This window comes from Streptomyces sp. NBC_00358, assembly GCF_036099295.1.
In the GTDB taxonomy this organism is placed as follows: domain Bacteria; phylum Actinomycetota; class Actinomycetes; order Streptomycetales; family Streptomycetaceae; genus Streptomyces.
Map to the genome: position 1 here is coordinate 8,333,400 of NZ_CP107976.1, position 16,463 is coordinate 8,349,862.

At 72.1% G+C, this 16,463-nt stretch carries 12 protein-coding genes; 7 read left to right on the forward strand and 5 right to left on the reverse strand.

All coding sequences use genetic code 11. From position 1 onward, the window contains the following. Positions 1 to 21: 21 nt before the first annotated feature. The 5 genes from paaK to OHT01_RS35675 all read right to left on the reverse strand — a co-directional run bounded on the left by paaK (position 22) and on the right by OHT01_RS35675 (position 8,179). The gene (paaK, locus tag OHT01_RS35655) at positions 22 to 1,353 is read right to left on the reverse strand and encodes a phenylacetate--CoA ligase PaaK (protein WP_328557237.1); all 1,332 of its coding nucleotides are present in this window, start codon (positions 1,351 to 1,353) and stop codon (positions 22 to 24) included. A 113-nt stretch (positions 1,354 to 1,466) separates the two neighbouring features. Continuing rightward, entirely contained in the window at positions 1,467 to 2,798 is a 1,332-nt protein-coding gene (locus OHT01_RS35660; RefSeq protein ID WP_328558379.1) for an enolase C-terminal domain-like protein, read from the reverse strand. Positions 2,799 to 2,913: 115 nt separating this feature from the next. Further along, positions 2,914 to 3,873, reverse strand: coding sequence for a 5-dehydro-4-deoxyglucarate dehydratase (locus OHT01_RS35665; RefSeq protein ID WP_328557238.1), 960 nt, complete (start codon positions 3,871 to 3,873; stop codon positions 2,914 to 2,916). 243 nt (positions 3,874 to 4,116) lie between these two features. Then, positions 4,117 to 6,378: a sulfatase gene (locus OHT01_RS35670; protein WP_443043488.1), complete on the reverse strand. Its 2,262-nt coding sequence runs from the start codon at positions 6,376 to 6,378 to the stop codon at positions 4,117 to 4,119. A gap of 151 nt (positions 6,379 to 6,529) precedes the next feature. Further along, a complete protein-coding gene (locus tag OHT01_RS35675; protein WP_328557239.1) occupies positions 6,530 to 8,179 on the reverse strand; it encodes an acyl-CoA synthetase in 1,650 nt (549 codons plus the stop codon). Positions 8,180 to 8,382: 203 nt separating this feature from the next. On the opposite strand from OHT01_RS35675, the gene OHT01_RS35680 reads away from it, so the two are divergent. The 7 genes from OHT01_RS35680 (at position 8,383) to OHT01_RS35710 (ending at position 16,461) form a co-directional block, all read left to right on the forward strand. Next, positions 8,383 to 9,183 (forward strand): crotonase/enoyl-CoA hydratase family protein, encoded by an 801-nt coding sequence (locus OHT01_RS35680; RefSeq protein WP_328557240.1) that lies wholly within the window; start codon positions 8,383 to 8,385, stop codon positions 9,181 to 9,183. A gap of 78 nt (positions 9,184 to 9,261) precedes the next feature. Continuing rightward, the gene (locus OHT01_RS35685) at positions 9,262 to 10,206 is read left to right on the forward strand and encodes a Zn-ribbon domain-containing OB-fold protein (RefSeq protein ID WP_328557241.1); all 945 of its coding nucleotides are present in this window, start codon (positions 9,262 to 9,264) and stop codon (positions 10,204 to 10,206) included. Beyond that, entirely contained in the window at positions 10,207 to 11,262 is a 1,056-nt protein-coding gene (locus OHT01_RS35690; protein ID WP_328557242.1) for a thiolase domain-containing protein, read from the forward strand. Beyond that, on the forward strand, positions 11,259 to 12,425 hold the full coding sequence (locus OHT01_RS35695; RefSeq protein WP_328557243.1) for a thiolase domain-containing protein: 1,167 nt from the start codon (positions 11,259 to 11,261) through the stop codon (positions 12,423 to 12,425). The genes OHT01_RS35690 and OHT01_RS35695 overlap by 4 nt, the downstream gene beginning before the upstream one ends. Before the next feature lie 83 nt (positions 12,426 to 12,508). Continuing rightward, positions 12,509 to 12,751, forward strand: coding sequence for a DUF397 domain-containing protein (locus OHT01_RS35700; protein WP_328557244.1), 243 nt, complete (start codon positions 12,509 to 12,511; stop codon positions 12,749 to 12,751). Positions 12,752 to 12,991: 240 nt separating this feature from the next. Beyond that, positions 12,992 to 15,883, forward strand: coding sequence for a helix-turn-helix transcriptional regulator (locus OHT01_RS35705; protein WP_328557245.1), 2,892 nt, complete (start codon positions 12,992 to 12,994; stop codon positions 15,881 to 15,883). A gap of 80 nt (positions 15,884 to 15,963) precedes the next feature. Next, positions 15,964 to 16,461, forward strand: a complete 498-nt coding sequence (locus OHT01_RS35710) for a hypothetical protein (RefSeq protein WP_261706991.1) — start codon at positions 15,964 to 15,966, stop codon at positions 16,459 to 16,461. The last annotated feature ends 2 nt before the right edge of the window (positions 16,462 to 16,463 follow it).

Here is a 16,463-nt window from a genome sequence, read left to right on the forward strand (position 1 = left end):
CGCGGCCCTGTCCGCGGCCGGTCAGGCGCGCGGACGCAGGTCCACGATCCGCTTCAGCTTGCCCACCGACCGTTCCAGGGACTCCGGTTCGACGATCTCGACGGTGACCGAGACGCCGATCCCGTCCTTGATACCCGCGGTGATCGCCCGAGCCGCCGCCTCGCGTGTCCCGGGTGTCGCGCCGGACCGGGCCTCGGCCCGTACGGTGAGGGCGTCGAGGCGGCCCTCGCGGGTCAGCCGGAGCTGGAAGTGCGGGGCTACTCCCGGGGTCCGCAGCACGATCTCCTCGATCTGCGTCGGGAAGAGGTTGACCCCCCGCAGGATCACCATGTCGTCACTGCGCCCGGTGATCTTCTCCATCCGGCGGAAGACCCGCGCCGTGCCGGGCAGCAGACGCGTCAGGTCCCGTGTCCGGTAACGGATCACGGGCATGGCCTCCTTGGTGAGGGAGGTGAACACCAGCTCACCCTCCTCGCCGTCCGGCAGCACCTCGCCGGTGATCGGGTCGACGACCTCGGGGTAGAAGTGGTCCTCCCAGATGTGCAGACCGTCCTTGGTCTCCACGCACTCCTGGGCGACCCCCGGGCCGATGACCTCCGAGAGGCCGTAGATGTCCACCGCGTCGATCGCGAACCGCTCCTCGATCTCGCGGCGCATCTCCTCGGTCCACGGCTCGGCCCCGAACACCCCGACCCGCAGCGAGGTGCCGCGCGGGTCCACGCCCTGCCGCTCGAACTCGTCGAGCAGGGTCAGCATGTACGACGGTGTCACCATGATGATCTCGGGCTTCAGGTCCTGGATCAGCTGCACTTGACGGGCCGTCATGCCGCCGGACGCGGGGATCACCGTACAGCCGAGCCGTTCCGCGCCGTAGTGGGCGCCGAGCCCGCCCGTGAACAGCCCGTAGCCGTAGGCGATATGGACCTTGTCGCCGGGACGGCCGCCCGCCGCGCGGATCGAACGGGCCACCATGTCGGCCCACATGGACAGATCGTTCTCCGTGTAGCCGACGACCGTGGGCCGCCCGGTCGTCCCGCTCGACGCGTGGATGCGCCTGATCCGCTCCTGCGGCACGGCGAACATCCCGTACGGGTAGTTCTCGCGCAGATCGGCCTTCACCGTGAAGGGGAACCGTGCCAGGTCGGCGAGTGAGCGGCAGTCGTCCGGGCGGAGCCCCGCCTTGTCGAAGGACTCCCGGTAGAAGGGGACGTTCTCGTACGCGTGCCGCAGCGAGGCGCGCAGCCGCTCCAGCTGGAGCGCCCGCAGCCCTTCCGCGTCGAGCCGCTCACCCGCGTCGAGCAGGTCCATCGCGTCCGCCGAGCCCGCCATCGCGCCCACTCCCTCGCCAACCATGCCATTCCGGACGACCGATCATTCGGTCGTGCTGTTCCGGATCAGTAATTCAGGTGTCCCGCGTCCGTGCAAGGGGTCCGGGCGCGCTTTTTTGTGTGCGTGTGATGCGGTGGTCAGCGCACCAGGGCGGGCCGCTTGGCGTCGAACTCCCACCCGGGGACGAGGAAGCGCATCCCGACGGCGTCGTCGCGGGCGCCGAGCGCCTCCTTCAGGTACAGCTCGTGGGCCGCCAGCAGCCGGTCCATGTCGAGCTGGACGCCCAGACCGGGGGCGTCCGGCAGCGCGATCTCGCCGTCGACGATGCGCGGCGGGGCGACCGTGAGCCGCTCCAGCCCCTCCTGCCAGATCCAGTGGGTGTCGAGGGCGTTGTACGCGCCCGGCGCCGCGGCCCCGCAGTGCGTGACCATGGCGAGCGAGATGTCGAAGTGGTTGTTCGAGTGGCAGCCCCAGGTCAGGCCCATGGCGTTGCAGAGCTGGGCCACCCGGACCGAGCCCCGCATGGTCCAGAAGTGCGGGTCGGCCAGCGGGATGGAGACCGACTGGAGCGCCAGGGCGTGGGTGAGCTGCCGCCAGTCCGTGGCGATCATGTTGGTGGCCGTCGGCAGCCCCGTCGCCCGGCGGAACTCGGCCAGGATCTCCCGCCCCGAGTAGCCGTCCTCGGCGCCGCAGGGGTCCTCGGCGTAGGCGAGCGTGCCCACCAGGGGCTCGCACAGTCCGATCGCCTCGCGCAGCGACCAGGCGCCATTGGGGTCGAGGGTGATCCGGGCCTCGGGGAAGCGGTCCTTCAGCGCCCGGACGGCCCGGACCTCCTCGGCGCCCTCCAGGACACCGCCCTTGAGCTTGAAGTCCCGGAAGCCGTACAGCGCGTGGGCGGCCTCGGCCTGCCGGACGATCGCGTCCGGCGTGAGGGCCTCCTCGTGCCGCAGGCGGTACCAGTCCACGTCCGAGTCGCTCTCGCGGACGTACGCCAGATCCGTGCGGTCCGGGTCGCCGACGTAGAAGAGATAGCCGAGCACCCGCACGCGGTCGCGTTGCTGCCCGTCGCCGAGGAGGGCGGCGACCGGCACGTCGAGGTGCTGGCCGAGCAGGTCGAGCAGGGCCGACTCGACGGCGGTGACGGCGTGGACGGCCGTGCGCAGATCGAAGGTCTGGGCGCCGCGGCCGCCGGCGTCGCGGTCACGGAAGCGGTCCCCGATCTCGCGCAGGACGCGCTGGTGGTCGCCCAGCTTCGTGCCGAGGACCAGGGACTGCGCGTCGCGCAGCGTCCGGGTGATCTTCTCCCCGCCGGGCACCTCGCCGAGTCCGGTCCGCCCCTCGGAGTCCTTCAGGACGACGACGTTGCGGGTGAAGTAGGGGCCGTGGGCGCCCGACAGGTTCAGCTCCATGCAGTCCCGTCCCGCGACGGGGTAGACGGAGAACTCGGTGATCGTCGGTTGCTGACTCATCATCAAAATCCTTGTGTACGAGGGTGACCGGGACCGGTGATCACAGGATGGCGGCGACGGGCCGGGGGAGGGGGATGGCCCGCCCCGGGCCGCGTCGGTCCGTCCCCCGCGCGCCTCAGGCGGGCCGGCGCGTGCCTCCGGCCAGAGCCAGCCCGGTGTCGAGGACCCGCTCCAGCGCGGCGAGATCGGCCGGACCGGGGTCGGTGAGCGGCGCGCGCACCGGGCCGACGGGAAGGCCCCGCAGCCGGGCCGCGGCCTTGACCAGCGAGACGCCGTACCCGGGCACCTTGTCGCGGAGTTCCACGAACGGGACGTAGAAGTCGCGCAGCAGCTTGGTCATGGTCGCCTCGTCGCCCGTGCGCAGGGCGGTGAAGAACGCGCCGGCGATCTCGGGAGCGAAGGCGTGGACGGCCGACGAGTAGGCGGGGACGCCCACGGTGGCGTACGCGCGGGCCTGGATCTCGGCGGTGGCGGCTCCGTTGAAGAAGAGGAAGCCGTCGGGTGCGGCGAGCGTGAGGCGCTGGAGCCGGTCGAGGTCGCTGTGTCCGTCCTTCAGCCCGATGACCGTGGGGATCGCCGCGATGGCGCGCAGCCCCTCGGGAGTGAACGTGACCGGGCCGCGCTGGTAGGCGATGAGCGGCAGCCGCGTACCGGCGGCGATCCGGCGCACCTGCTCGACCAGGCCGGCCTCGGGGGCCTCGACGAGATAGTGGGGCAGCGCGAGGAGGGCGTCCGCGCCGGCCTCCTCCGCGATCCGGGCGAACCGCAGCGCCTGCGCCCATCCGTAGCCGACGCCCGCGATCACCGGCAGCCGGCCGTCGGCGATCTCGACCGTCGCGGTGACGACCGCGCGGTACTCGTCCTCGTCCAGCGCGCTGAACTCCCCGGTTCCGCAGGCGGGGAACACCGCGCCCGGCGCCGTGGCCAACTGGGCGGCCAGGTAAGTCCGGTAGGACTCCACATCGAGGTCGCCGGCCTCCGTGAAGCTCGTGAGCGGGAAGGACAGGACCCCGCTCGTCATGCCGTCGCGCAGCCGTTGGGCCACGCCCTCCGGATCCCCGCTGAACCCTGCCATGAGTCTCATCCCTATATGCAGACGTCGTCTATGTATGAGAACTCAGATTAGATTCGTGAACCTCGCGGGTCAATGGGCTCGGTCCTGCGGATCCGCGGCCCTCGGACTGATCCGCGCCCGACACAGCACGGCGGGCCCGCAGCCGGGGAGGCTGCGGGCCCGCCGAATCCGGACCAGGATGTTCGCCGCTCGGGCGGGGCTCCCCGCGTGCGCGGGGAGGGCGCCCGTTCGGCCGGGGGACCGTCAGTGCGAGGCGGTCGCGGCCGCCTCGCCCGGCTGCGGGCCGTACGCCGTCATGAAGCGGTCGCGGAACTTGTCCATCCCCCACACCGGCGCGTTGTCCGCGGGCTTGAGCCCGTCGGACCAGCCCCAGTCGGAGACGCGGTCCAGCACCTTGGGGTCACGGGCGACGATGGTGACCGGCACGTCCTTGTCGGAGGTTCCACCGGTGACCGTCGGGACGGGCTGGTGGTCGCCGAGGAAGACGAGGACGGTGTTGTCGTCGCCGTAGCGCTGGACCCACTGGGTCAGGCTGTCCAGGGAGTACTGGATGGCCTTGCGGTACTCGGTCCGCACACGCTTCGAGCTCTTCCAGACCTCCGTGGGGTTCGTGCCCTCTTTCTTGATCTTGTAGAAGACCTTGCCGTCCCCGAGGTCCTTCCAGTCGATCGTGTGGGCGATCGGGGACCAGGGGTTGTGGCTGGAGGCGAGGATGATCTCCGCCATGATCGGGCCGCGGTTCTTCTTGCCGTGCTCCAGCTTCTGGAAGGACTCCAGGCTGAACTGGTCCGGCACCGGCGTCCAGCTGAAGTACGGGCCCTGATAACCGAGGTGTGTCGAGTCGTAGATGTGGTCGAGGCCGAAGTACTTGCCCTCGGGCCAGGCCAGGCGCACGCCCGGGACGATGCCGACCGTGCGCCAGGCGCCGGTCTTCTGGAAGTAGCTGGTGAGGGTCGCGCGCTTGCTGGTGGTCAGGGACCGGTACCGCTGCTGGTTCTTGACCCACGTGCCGGACAGGAACGTCGAATGGGCGAGCCAGCTCCCGGCGCCAGTCACGGGCGACCTGAGCCAGCCGCTGCGCGCCGAGAAACCGGCCGCCTTGAGCCTGGCGTCGCCCGCCTTGAGCGTCGCGTCGACCTCCGGTCCCATCACCGGATCGTCGATGGCCACCCGGCCGTAGCTCTCGATGAACGTGAGCATCACGTCCTTGCCGCGCAGCCCGGTCAGCAGCTGGTCGGACGGGGTGTGGGCGAAGGCGTCGACGGCCATCTGCTTCTTGTAGACGTCGGCGTCACCGAGGCCGTCGCGAACGTACTGCACCCGGTTGGAGAGGTACTGGGCGTAGCCCTTGCTGGCGATCGTGACTCCGCCGGTCTGCACGCCCAGGGTGAAGCAGATGATCCAGGCGACGCCGAGGACGAGGGTGGAGCGAACGGCCCCGGTCCGGTGCCGGGCCAGCACATTCGCCAGCCGCATCATCGCGAGCACGCTCAACGCGAGTACGGCGATGACCAGGACGATGATCCCGACCACCGCGAACACCTCGCCCGAGCGCCCGAACGAGTCCTTGACCCAGTCCGCCCCGTCGCTCAGCAGGACCCAGTCGAAGACCAGGTCGAACGGCCGGGCCAGGGTCTCGCGGAAGCCCATGTCGAGGCACTTCAGGATGCCGGACAGTCCGAGGACCACCCCCAGGACTCCGGCGGTGATCCGCCGCGCCTTCGTCGGCAGGACGAGCAGGACGGCCGTGACGAAGACCGCCTCGACCGGGAGGCGAAGGAACGCCCGGACGCTCATCCAGTCGAGGCGGTTGGGCACGAGGAGGACGGTCAGCACCAGCGCACCGGCCAGGACGCTCGTGGCCACCCCCACGACACGTGCGGCCCGGGGGAACCGGCGGCGCCAGCCGAACCAACCGGGGCGGGCGGTGACGGCGTTCGCGGCGCGCTCGGCCTCGTCCGGGCTCACGGCCTCGTCCGGGCTCACGGTCTCGTCCGGGGTCGCGGGCTCCGACGGAAGCCGGTCGTCGGCCTCGGGGGCGGACTCGTCGTCGGTGGAGTGCGGGACGGTGGCCTCGTCGTGCGTGGTGGGTTGCGGGACGGAGGAGCCGTCCCCGGCAGTGGGGTGCGGGACGGTGCTGTCGTCGTCGGTGGTGGCCTGCGAGCCGGTGGGCTCGTCATGGACGGCGGCGTGCGGGACGGTGGTTCCGTCGCGGGGGGACGGCACGGTGGCTTCGTCGTCGGCCGGGTGGGAGGTGGTGACCTCGTCGTCGGCCGGGTGCGTGGTGGGTTCGGCGGCGGCGGCTTGCGGGACGGCGGTCCCGCGGCGTTCCTCGTCGCCGGCCGGCTCCTCCGCCCGGTCTTCCGGCGCGGGGCTCGCGGTCGCCCCGGTCGGTTCGGCCGTCCCGGAGTCCCCCCGACTGTCCTCGGCCACCGTCGCGTCCGGGTCCGGACCCGCCTCGGCTTCTGTCTCCGGCAGTTGGCGAGGAGGCGTGTGGTGCGACACCCGAAGGTCCTTCCGTGCGAAACCCGGTACTGGCGCGACGGAGGCATTTCCGTCACCCCCCATACGGTCGGCCGTCACCTCCGGTTCAACGGCGGAGAACGACCGCGCACAGAGTACGTCGCCAGGATCACCCGGATGACACCGCCGGGGCCTACCGCTCCGCCGCCACCTCCCGAGCCCACCGGTAGTCGGCCTTGCCGCTCGGGGAACGCCGGATGGCTTCGGTTATCACCAGCCGGCGCGGGATCTTGTAGCCCGCCAGGCGGGCGCGGCAGTGCGTCTGGATGTCGGCGAGGGACGGCATCGGCGCGCCCTCCCGGAGTTGGACGACCGCCGCCACCTGATTGCCCCACTTCGGGTCGGGCACTCCGGCGACCAGGGCGTCGTACACGTCCGGATGCGCCTTGAGGGCCTGTTCGACCTCCTCGGGATAGACCTTCTCGCCACCGGTGTTGATGCACTGCGAGCCCCGGCCGAGGACGATGACGATGCCCTCCTCGTCGACCGTGGCCATGTCGCCGAGGAGCACCCAGCGCTCGTCGCCCTTGCGGAAGAACGTCTCGGCGGTCTTCTTGGGGTCGTTGTAGTAGCCGAGGGGTACATGGCCGCGCTGCGCGACCCGTCCGGGCTCGCCGACCGCGACCGGCTCGTACGTCACCGGATCCACCACCTGCGTACGGGCGTTGACACGGATGCGGAAGCCGCGCTCGGGGCCGGAGTCGGCCGTCGCGGTCCCGTTGAAGCCGGACTCCGAGGAGCCGAAGTTGTTGAGCAGCATCACGTTCGGGACGAGCGCCTGGAACTGTTCGCGCACGGTGTCCGACATGATCGCGCCGGACGAGGACACGCTGAACAGGGCGGAGCAGTCCGTGCCCTTCAAAGGGCCGTTCAGTGCGTCGACGAGGGGCCGCAGCATCGCGTCGCCGACCAGCGACACGCTGGTCACCCTCTCCGTCTCGATCGTCCGCAGGACCTCCTCGGGCACGAACTTGCGGTGGAGCACGACGCGTTGGCCGAAGTTGAAGGCGATGAAGGCGGTGAGCGTCGAGGTGCCGTGCATCAGCGGGGGAGTGGGGAAGAAGGTGATCCCGGCGCCGCCCGCCGCGACGCGCTCGGCGAGCTCCTCGGGCTTCGCGACCGGATCGCCGGTCGGGGCGCCCCCGCCGAGACCGGCGAAGAAGAGGTCCTCCTGCCGCCACATCACGCCCTTGGGCATCCCCGTCGTGCCACCGGTGTAGATGATGAACTGGTCGTCCGCGGAACGCGGGGGGAAGCCGCGCCCGGGTGACCCGGCGGCCTCGGCGTCGGAGAAGTCGACCGCGTCCACGACGCTCGCCGCATCCGCCGCATCCGCCGCATCCGCCGTGCCCGCTCGGGGCGCCGGCCCGCCCACCCGGACGAGATGCCGCAGCCGCGGGGCGCGTGGCCGTGCCGCCGCCACCCGTTCGTCGAACTCCGCGTCGAAGACCAGCGCGGCCAGGTCGGCGTCCTGATAGAGGTAGGCCAACTCATCTTCTACGTATCGGTAGTTGACGTTGACCGGGACGATGCGCGCCTTCAGGCAGGCCAGCACCGTCTGGAGGTACTCGACGCCGTTGTAGAGGTGGAGGCCGAGGTGCTCACCGGGGCGGATCCCGCTGTCGACCAGATGGTGTGCGACGCGGTTCGCGGCCGCGTCGAGCTGCGCGTACGTCAGGCGGCGCTCCGCGCCCGTACCCGGTTGATCGATGTACACGAGCGCCTCGCGGTCCGGGACCACGTCGACGACCGACTCGAACAGGTCGGCAAGGTTGTACTCCACCGTTCCTCCTGACCGTGACCGTGTACGTCCGTGGCCGGGCGCCCCCGGGGCGTGTCCACCCCGGGCCCGACGGTCATCAGAGCAAAGCCCGACCCAACTGGGAAGGGCTCCGGCAGAAGAAATCTGACTGTCTGTCAGAAAACCCTTGTACTGGCTCGACGCCTCCTGCAACCTGTTCTGGCATCCGAGACGGGAGGACCGCAATGGGTGGGACGGAACACCTCACCGTGCGGCGCGAAGGCGCCACACTGGTGCTCACGCTCAACAGGCCCGAGGCCAGGAACGCGCTCTCGCTGCCGATGCTGGTCGGTCTGTACGACGGCTGGGTCGAGGCCGACGCGGACGACGCGATCCGCTCGATCGTGCTCACCGGCGCCGGTGGCGCCTTCTGCGCCGGGATGGACCTCAAGGCGCTGGCCGGCAAGGGGATGGAGGGCGAGCAGTACCGGGACCGGCTCAAGGCCGACCCCGATCTGCACTGGAAGGCCATGCTGCGCCACCACCGCCCGCGCAAACCGGTGATCGCCGCCGTCGAGGGGTACTGCGTCGCGGGCGGCACCGAGATCCTCCAGGGCACCGACATCCGGGTCGCGGGCGCCTCCGCGACCTTCGGGCTGTTCGAGGTCAGGCGCGGACTCTTCCCGATCGGCGGCTCGACGGTCCGGCTGCAACGCCAGATCCCGCGCACCCACGCCCTCGAAATGCTCCTCACGGGACGCCCGTACACCGCCGAGGAGGCCGCGGGCATCGGACTGATCGGCCACGTCGTGCCCGACGGCGCCGCGCTCGACAAGGCCCTCGCCCTCGCCGAACAGGTCAATGCCTGCGGCCCGCTCGCGGTCGAGGCGGTCAAGGCGTCCGTGTACGAGACCGCCGAGCTGACCGAGACCGACGGACTCGCCGCCGAACTGCGGCGCGGCTGGCCCGTCTTCGACACCGACGACGCCAAGGAGGGCTCCCGGGCGTTCGCCGAGAAGCGCCCGCCCGTCTACCGGCGCGCCTGACCCGCAAGCCCGGCCCCGCACGCGTTCGACCCGTCCCGCGGACGGGGCGCGTCCGGCCGTTGGAAGGAGAGATCCGGGATGCCCGAAGTCCTCAAAGCCCCCCTCGTCGTCGAGTTCCCCTTCACCCGCTCGCTCGGGCCCGTGCAGAGCGCCTTCCTCACGGGCCTGCGCGAAGGGGTCGTCCTCGGTGTGCGCGCCGCCGACGGCCGCACCCTCGTCCCGCCCGTCGAGTACGACCCCGTCACCGCCGAGGAGATCCGCGACCTCGTCGAGGTGGCCCCCACCGGCACCGTCACCACCTGGGCCTGGAACCACGAGCCCCGCCGCGGCCAGCCCCTGGACACGCCCTTCGCCTGGGTCCTGGTGCGACTCGACGGCGCCGACACCGCCCTGCTGCACGCCCTCGACGCCCCGGGCCCCGACGCCGTACGCACCGGGATGCGCGTCCGGATCCGCTGGGCACCCGAACGCTCCGGCGCGATCACGGACATCGCCTGCTTCGAGCCGTTCGACGGCGCGGCGGGCGGCCGGCCGACGGGACACGACGGCCGGTTCGACGACATGGTGACCGGCATCGTCGCCCCCGCCCGGCTCGACTACGTCTACTCGCCGGGGCGCGCCCAGTCCGCCTACATCGCGAGCCTCTCCGAGCGGCGGACCGTCGGCGAACGCTGTCCCTCCTGCCGCAAGGTGTACGTCCCGTCCAGGGGCGCGTGCCCCACCTGCGGGGTGGCCACCTCCGAACCGGTCGAGGTCGGCCCGCGCGGCACCGTCACCACGTACTGCATCGTCAACATCAAGGCGAAGAACCTCGACATCGAAGTCCCGTACGTCTACGCCCACATCGCCCTCGACGGCGCGGGCCTCGCGCTGCACGGCCGGATCGGCGGCATCCCCTACGACGAGGTCCGGATGGGCCTGCGGGTTGAGCCGGTGTGGTCCGAGGGCGGCCGCTACCCCGACCACTACCGGCCCACCGGGGAACCGGACGCGGACTACGAGACGTACAAGGAGATGCTGTAGATGCGGCCCCTCAGGGACATCGCCGTCGTCGCCTTCGGGCAGACCGACCACCGGCGCACCTCCGACGAGCTCTCCGAGGTCGAGATGCTCCTCCCGGTCCTGCACGAGGTCCTCGACCGGACGGGCCTGCAGACCGGAGACATCGGCTTCACCTGCTCCGGCTCCTCGGACTATCTCGCCGGCCGCGCCTTCTCCTTCACCATGGCGCTCGACGGTGTGGGCGCCTGGCCGCCGATCTCCGAGTCGCACGTCGAGATGGACGGCGCGTGGGCGCTGTACGAGGCGTGGACCAAACTGCTGACCGGCGACGCCGACACCGCGCTCGTGTACGCGTACGGCAAATCGTCGCCCGGATCCGTACGCGACGTCCTGACCCGGCAGTTGGACCCCTACTACATGGCCCCGCTGTGGCCCGACTCGGTCGCCCTGGCCGCGCTGCAGGCGCGGGCGCTCATCGACGCGGGCGAGACCGACGAACTCGCGCTCGCCTCGGTCGCCGCCCGGAGCCGGGCCTCCGCCACCGCCAACTCCCATGCCCAGCTTCGGGGTCCGGTGCCGCAGGGCGACTACCTCGTGCGGCCGCTGCGCACCGGCGACTGCCCGCCCATCGGCGACGGCGCCGCCGCCGTGATCCTCGCCGCCGGCGACCGGGCCCGCGAGCTGTGCGAGCGGCCCGCCTGGATCCGGGGCATCGACCACCGCATCGAGGCGCACTCCCTCGGTGTACGCGACCTGACCGACTCGCCGTCCACGAGACTGGCCGCCGAAAGGGCCGGAGCGTTCGAACGCCCCGTCGACACCGCCGAGTTGCACGCCCCCTTCACCTCCCAGGAAGTGGTCCTGCGCAAGGCGCTGCGGCTCGACGACAGCGTGCGGGTCAATCCGTCGGGCGGCGCGCTCGCCGCCAACCCGGTCATGGCGGCCGGGCTCATCCGCATCGGCGAGGCCGCCGCGCGCGTCCATCGCGGGGAGTCCGACCGGGCGCTCGCCCACGCCACCTCGGGTCCCTGCCTCCAACAGAACCTGGTCGCCGTACTCGAAGGGGATGCCCGATGAGCAAGGAGCCCGTGGCCGTCGTAGGCATCGGCCAGACCAAGCACGTGGCGGCCCGGCGGGACGTGTCCATCGCCGGACTCGTCCGCGAGGCAGCACAACGGGCTCTGCGGGACGCCGAGTTGACGTGGGCCGACATCGACGCCGTCGTCATCGGCAAGGCCCCCGACTTCTTCGAGGGCGTCATGATGCCCGAGCTGTACCTCGCCGACGCGCTCGGCGCGGTCGGCAAACCGATGCTCCGGGTGCACACGGCGGGCTCCGTCGGCGGGTCGACGGCCCTCGTCGCCGCCAACCTCGTCGCCGCCCGCGTCCACGGAACGGTCCTCACCCTGGCCTTCGAAAAACAGTCCGAGTCCAACGCCATGTGGGGCCTGTCCCTGCCCGTCCCCTTCCAGCAGCCGCTCCTCGCCGGCGCCGGCGGCTTCTTCGCGCCGCACGTGCGCGCCTACATGCGGCGCACCGGAGCCCCCGACACCGTCGGCTCCCTCGTCGCCTACAAGGACCGGCGCAACGCGCTGAAGAACCCGTACGCGCACCTGCACGAGCACGACATCACCCTGGAGAAGGTCCAGGCCTCACCCATGCTGTGGGACCCGATCCGCTACTCGGAGACCTGCCCCTCCTCCGACGGAGCCTGCGCGATGGTCCTCACCGACCGTGCGGGCGCGGCCCGTTCACCCCGCCCGCCCGCCTGGATGCACGGCGGCGCGATGCGCAGCGAACCGACGCTCTTCGCGGGCAAGGACTGCGTGTCCCCGCAGGCCGGCAAGGACTGCGCGGCGGACGTGTACCGGCAGGCGGGCGTCGCGGACCCCCGCCGCGACATCGACGCCGTCGAGATGTACGTGCCGTTCTCCTGGTACGAGCCCATGTGGCTGGAGAACCTCGGTTTCGCCGACGAGGGCGAGGGGTGGAAGCTCACCGAGGCGGGGGTGACCGAACTGGAGGGCGACCTGCCCGTCAACATGTCGGGCGGGGTCCTCTCCACCAACCCGATCGGCGCCTCCGGCATGATCCGCTTCGCCGAAGCGGCCCTCCAGGTACGCGGGCAGGCCGGAGAACACCAGGTGGACGGGGCTCGCCGGGTGCTCGGCCACGCCTACGGCGGTGGATCCCAGTTCTTCTCGATGTGGCTGGTCGGGGCCGCGCCGCCCGCCTCCTGAAACCGTCCCCCTCACGTGGCCTGTGCGCGGCAGGGGCCGATCGCTAGGCTGGCCGCGGACGACGAACCGGGAGGAGCACGGACGTGGCCGAAAGCACCATCGAGCAACACCCGCTCGCGGGCTGGGACAAGCCGGAGCTGGACCTCAGCAGAGCCGAATGGCAGTCCAGCAGCCGAGGGCGGGGAGATGTCCAGATCGCCTTCGTCGAGGGCTTCATCGCGATGCGCAACAGTGGCCGCCCGCAGAGCCCTTCCTTGATCTTCACACCCGCGGAGTGGGGCGCCTTCGTATCGGGCGCCCGCGAGGGCGAGTTCGACCTGACCTGAACCGAGGACGCCGGGCCCCCGCCCCGCCCCTCCCGCACGGGGAAGGGGGCGGCGGCCCGAGCCCCCGTGCCCGGGGCCGCGCACCGCCGGTCCTCCCCGGCCCGCCGCCGTGCGGAGGTTCCGACCAGGAGCGCCCGAACGGGCTGCCCCGTGGATGATCGGGGCGTACGCTGAGGTGCCTGAAGGTCACGGTGCGCATCCGCTCCCCGCGCGGACGCGCGATCGTGACAGGGGGTGATCATGGGGCAACGCAGCCTTCGCAGCCGTCGGACGCTCTTCGAGCGCGAGAGTGAACTCTCCACGGCGGACGAGGCGTTGAGCGACCTCGTCGGCCTGCGCCGGGACGTCGGCGAGCCACCGGGCCGCCCCCGCGGCGCCCTCCTCGCCTTCGCGGGACGCGCCGGGATCGGCAAGACGACCCTCCTCGCCGAGGTCCGCAGGCGCTCCGCGGCCAAGGGCTGCACCGTGCTGAGCGCACGCGGCGGCGAACAGGAACAACGCGTCGCCTTCCACGTCGCCCGCCAGCTCCTTCAGCCACAGCTCGCCGGATTCTCCGAGGCCGAACTCCGCGCGTCCCTGGGGAGTTGGTACGCGATCGTCGGCCCCGCGCTCGGCCTCTGCGCACCCTCCGAGGGTGCCCCGCCCGACCAGCAGGGCCTGCGCGCCGGACTCGACTGGGTGCTCACCCACCTCGCCGTGCAGCGTGCCCCGATGGTGCTCGTGCTGGACGACGCGCACTGGGCCGACGCCGAATCGCTCAGCTGGCTGGCCGCGTTCGCGCCCCGCGCCGAGCAACTCCCTCTGCTGCTCGTCGTCGCCTACCGGCCCGACGAACTCCCCGAGCACGCCGAGGCGTTCCGGGGGCTGCCCGGCCGAGCCGGACAACGTCCGATCGGCCTCGAACCGCTCAGCGCGGTGGCAGTCGCCCGGCTCGTCCGGGAGGATCTCGGCACCCAGGCCGACGACGCGTTCTGCCGCGAGTGCTGGGCGGTCACCGCGGGCAACCCGTTCGAGGCCGTCGAGCTGACCGCGAAGGTCCTCGACCGCGGCCTGACCCCGACCGAGGACGGGGCGCACCTCCTGCGCGACCTCGCCGCCGCCGTCAAGGGCAGCGGCATCGTCGCCCGCCTCGAACGCCTCGGCACCGCGACCGTCCGCTTCGCCTGGGCCTGCGCCGTGCTCGGCACCGAGATCCGTCCCGGTCTCGCCGCGGCCGTAGCGGGCCTCGGCTCCGAGGAGGCCGCCGACGCGGCGGACGCCCTGCGCACCGCCCGCATCCTCACCGGCGCCGACCCCCTCGAATTCGTCCACCCGCTGATCGCCACCGCCGTCTACCGGGACATCCCCGGCAGTGTCCGCGTCGCCCTGCACGGACAGGCCGCCTGGTGCGTGATCGACGAGGGACTCGGCCCGGCCGCGGCCGCCCGCCACCTCATGGAGACCCACCCGGACGGCGACACCTGGATCGTCCAGCAGCTGCGCGCCGCGGCCCGCGAGACCCAGCGCGCCGGAGCACCCGACGCCGCCCGCCGCTACCTCGCCCGCGCCCTGCGCGAACCGCCGCCCTTCGAGGACCGCGCCGCCGTCCTGTACGAACTGGGCTGCGCGTCCCTGCTCACCGAGCCGACGACCACGGTCAACCATCTGCGCGCCGCCCTGGAAGAGCCCATCACCGACCCCGAGCTGCGCCACAACATCGTCTACCGCCTCTCCCAGGTGCTCGCGCACAGCGACCGCCTCGCCGAGGCCTCCGAGACCCTCGCCCGCGAGATCCCGGTCACCGGCGACGCCCGGGTACGGCTGCGCATGCAGTCCGAGCAGTTCATGTGGGACGCCTTCCGAGCCGACGAACCCGACTCGCCCGCCCGCTCCCGCCGGCTGGCCCGCCTCGCCGACCGGCTCACCGGCCACGACCTCACCGAGCGCTATGTCATCGGGCTGCGCGCCTGGGACGCCACCCTGCGCGGCGAACCCGCCCACATCGCCCTCCACCACGCCGAGCGCGCCCTGGCCGGCGGCCTCGGCTGGGCCGAGGCCGACCGCGGCTTCGAGGTCCCGGTCCTGGTCGCGATGACCTTCATGTACGCCGACCGGCCGGGCCGCACCGAGGAACTCTTCGCCACCGGGATCGCCGACTTCGAATCCCAGGGCTGGCACGGCGCCCACCTCTCCTTCGGCTACACGATCCTCGGATACGTCCGCTTCCGCCGCGGCCGTCTCGCCGAAGCCGAGGACTTCGTCCGCGCGGGACTCAGGCTGGCCGAACGCGTCGGGCCGGGCACGCCCGTCCACTGGTACGCCGTGGGCACCCTCATCCAGGTCCTGCTCGCCCGGGGCCAGGTCGAGGAGGCCGCGCGGACCGGCGAGGCCTACGCCTTCTGCGCGCCCTTCCCGGCCGCCGTGACCTTCCCCGACGCCCAGACCGTGTACGGCGAACTCCTGCTCGCGCGCGGCCTCACCAAGGACGCCGCCGTCGAGCTCGCCTCCGCCGGCCGCCGTCTCGACCCGCGCGGCATGCGCAACCCCGCCTGGGGTCCCTGGCAGCTCCACCTCGCCCGCGCCGAGAGCCACGACGCCCCCGAGCGCGCTGTCGCCACGGCACTCGAAGCGGTGAACCGCGCCCGCCAGTACGGCGCCCCCTCCGCGATCGGACAGGCCCTGCGCGTCGCCGCCGAGGTCTCCCCGGGCCCGGCCCGCGTCCAGCTCCTCGAAGAGGCCGTCGGTCACCTGGAGCGCTCCCCGGCCGCCTACGAACTGGCCTGCGCCCTGGTCGTCCTGGGCACCGAACTGCGCCGCGCCGGACGCCCCAAGGAAGCCGCAGAGCACCTCTACCGCGGCCTCGACGCGGCCGTCCAGTGCGGCGCCGACGGACTCATCGAGGACACCCGTGACGAGCTGGCGGCGGCGGGACTGCGACCGCGCCGCCTGCACAGCACCGAGACGGACACCCTCACGTCCCGCGAGCGCACCGCCGCCGCACTCACCGCCCGGGACCGCACCGCGGCCCAGGTCGCCCAGGAACTGAACATCGACGAGCACGCCGTCACCCGGCTCCTGTCGGCGGTCTACCGCAAGGTCGGCACGGACCGCAGGGGGCTGGCGGCGGCACTGGGGGAACAGGCCACGTCCTGACGCCGGCGGGCGGTCTTCCGGCCCCCGCGGGGACGGCGCCCGTGGGGCCCGCAACACGCCCGTGCACGTACCATTGCGGCATGTCCTTCCTCCGCCGCCGCAGCGCCACGCCCGCCGGGCCCGACTTCGACGTTCTGGCCATGGATCCGGGCGACTGGCCCGGCAATCTCGGTGCGGGCCTGCTGCCCGCCCCCGACGGAAGCTGCCAGGGCGTCTTCCTGCGCTACGACCTGTTCGGCGGCCGCGGTCCCGCGATGATCATCGGTAATCTGCCCGAGGGTTCGCAGGCCCGCGACGTGGCCGAGGGCGAGGTCCCCTTCGAGGTGGCCCAGCTCCTGATCGCGCTGGAGAACGACGAGGAGGTCACCGTCACCGGGACCGAGGACATGCCGGTGATGCAGGGGGACAACCTGCTGATCGTGCGCAGGCTCAAGCTCTCCGAGACCCGTATCGCCTGCGTGCAGTTCGACCGCAGCGACAACGTCCTGGTGACCATCGCCGCCTGGGACCGTCCGATCACGGACGACCTGTACGCGCTGCTGAAGCCGCTCCCCGCGGAACTCTTCCAGCAGGGCTGAGG

Excerpts from the sequence above, each read along its gene's own strand:
- paaK (WP_328557237.1), bottom strand. The coding sequence starts at position 1,353 with ATGGTTGGCGAGGGAGTGGGCGCGATGGCGGGCTCGGCGGACGCGATG.
- OHT01_RS35660 (WP_328558379.1), bottom strand. The coding sequence starts at position 2,798 with ATGAGTCAGCAACCGACGATCACCGAGTTCTCCGTCTACCCCGTCGCG.
- OHT01_RS35665 (WP_328557238.1), bottom strand. The coding sequence starts at position 3,873 with ATGGCAGGGTTCAGCGGGGATCCGGAGGGCGTGGCCCAACGGCTGCGC.
- OHT01_RS35680 (WP_328557240.1), top strand. The coding sequence starts at position 8,383 with ATGGGTGGGACGGAACACCTCACCGTGCGGCGCGAAGGCGCCACACTG.
- OHT01_RS35685 (WP_328557241.1), top strand. The coding sequence starts at position 9,262 with ATGCCCGAAGTCCTCAAAGCCCCCCTCGTCGTCGAGTTCCCCTTCACC.
- OHT01_RS35690 (WP_328557242.1), top strand. The coding sequence starts at position 10,207 with ATGCGGCCCCTCAGGGACATCGCCGTCGTCGCCTTCGGGCAGACCGAC.
- OHT01_RS35695 (WP_328557243.1), top strand. The coding sequence starts at position 11,259 with ATGAGCAAGGAGCCCGTGGCCGTCGTAGGCATCGGCCAGACCAAGCAC.
- OHT01_RS35705 (WP_328557245.1), top strand. The coding sequence starts at position 12,992 with ATGGGGCAACGCAGCCTTCGCAGCCGTCGGACGCTCTTCGAGCGCGAG.
- OHT01_RS35710 (WP_261706991.1), top strand. The coding sequence starts at position 15,964 with ATGTCCTTCCTCCGCCGCCGCAGCGCCACGCCCGCCGGGCCCGACTTC.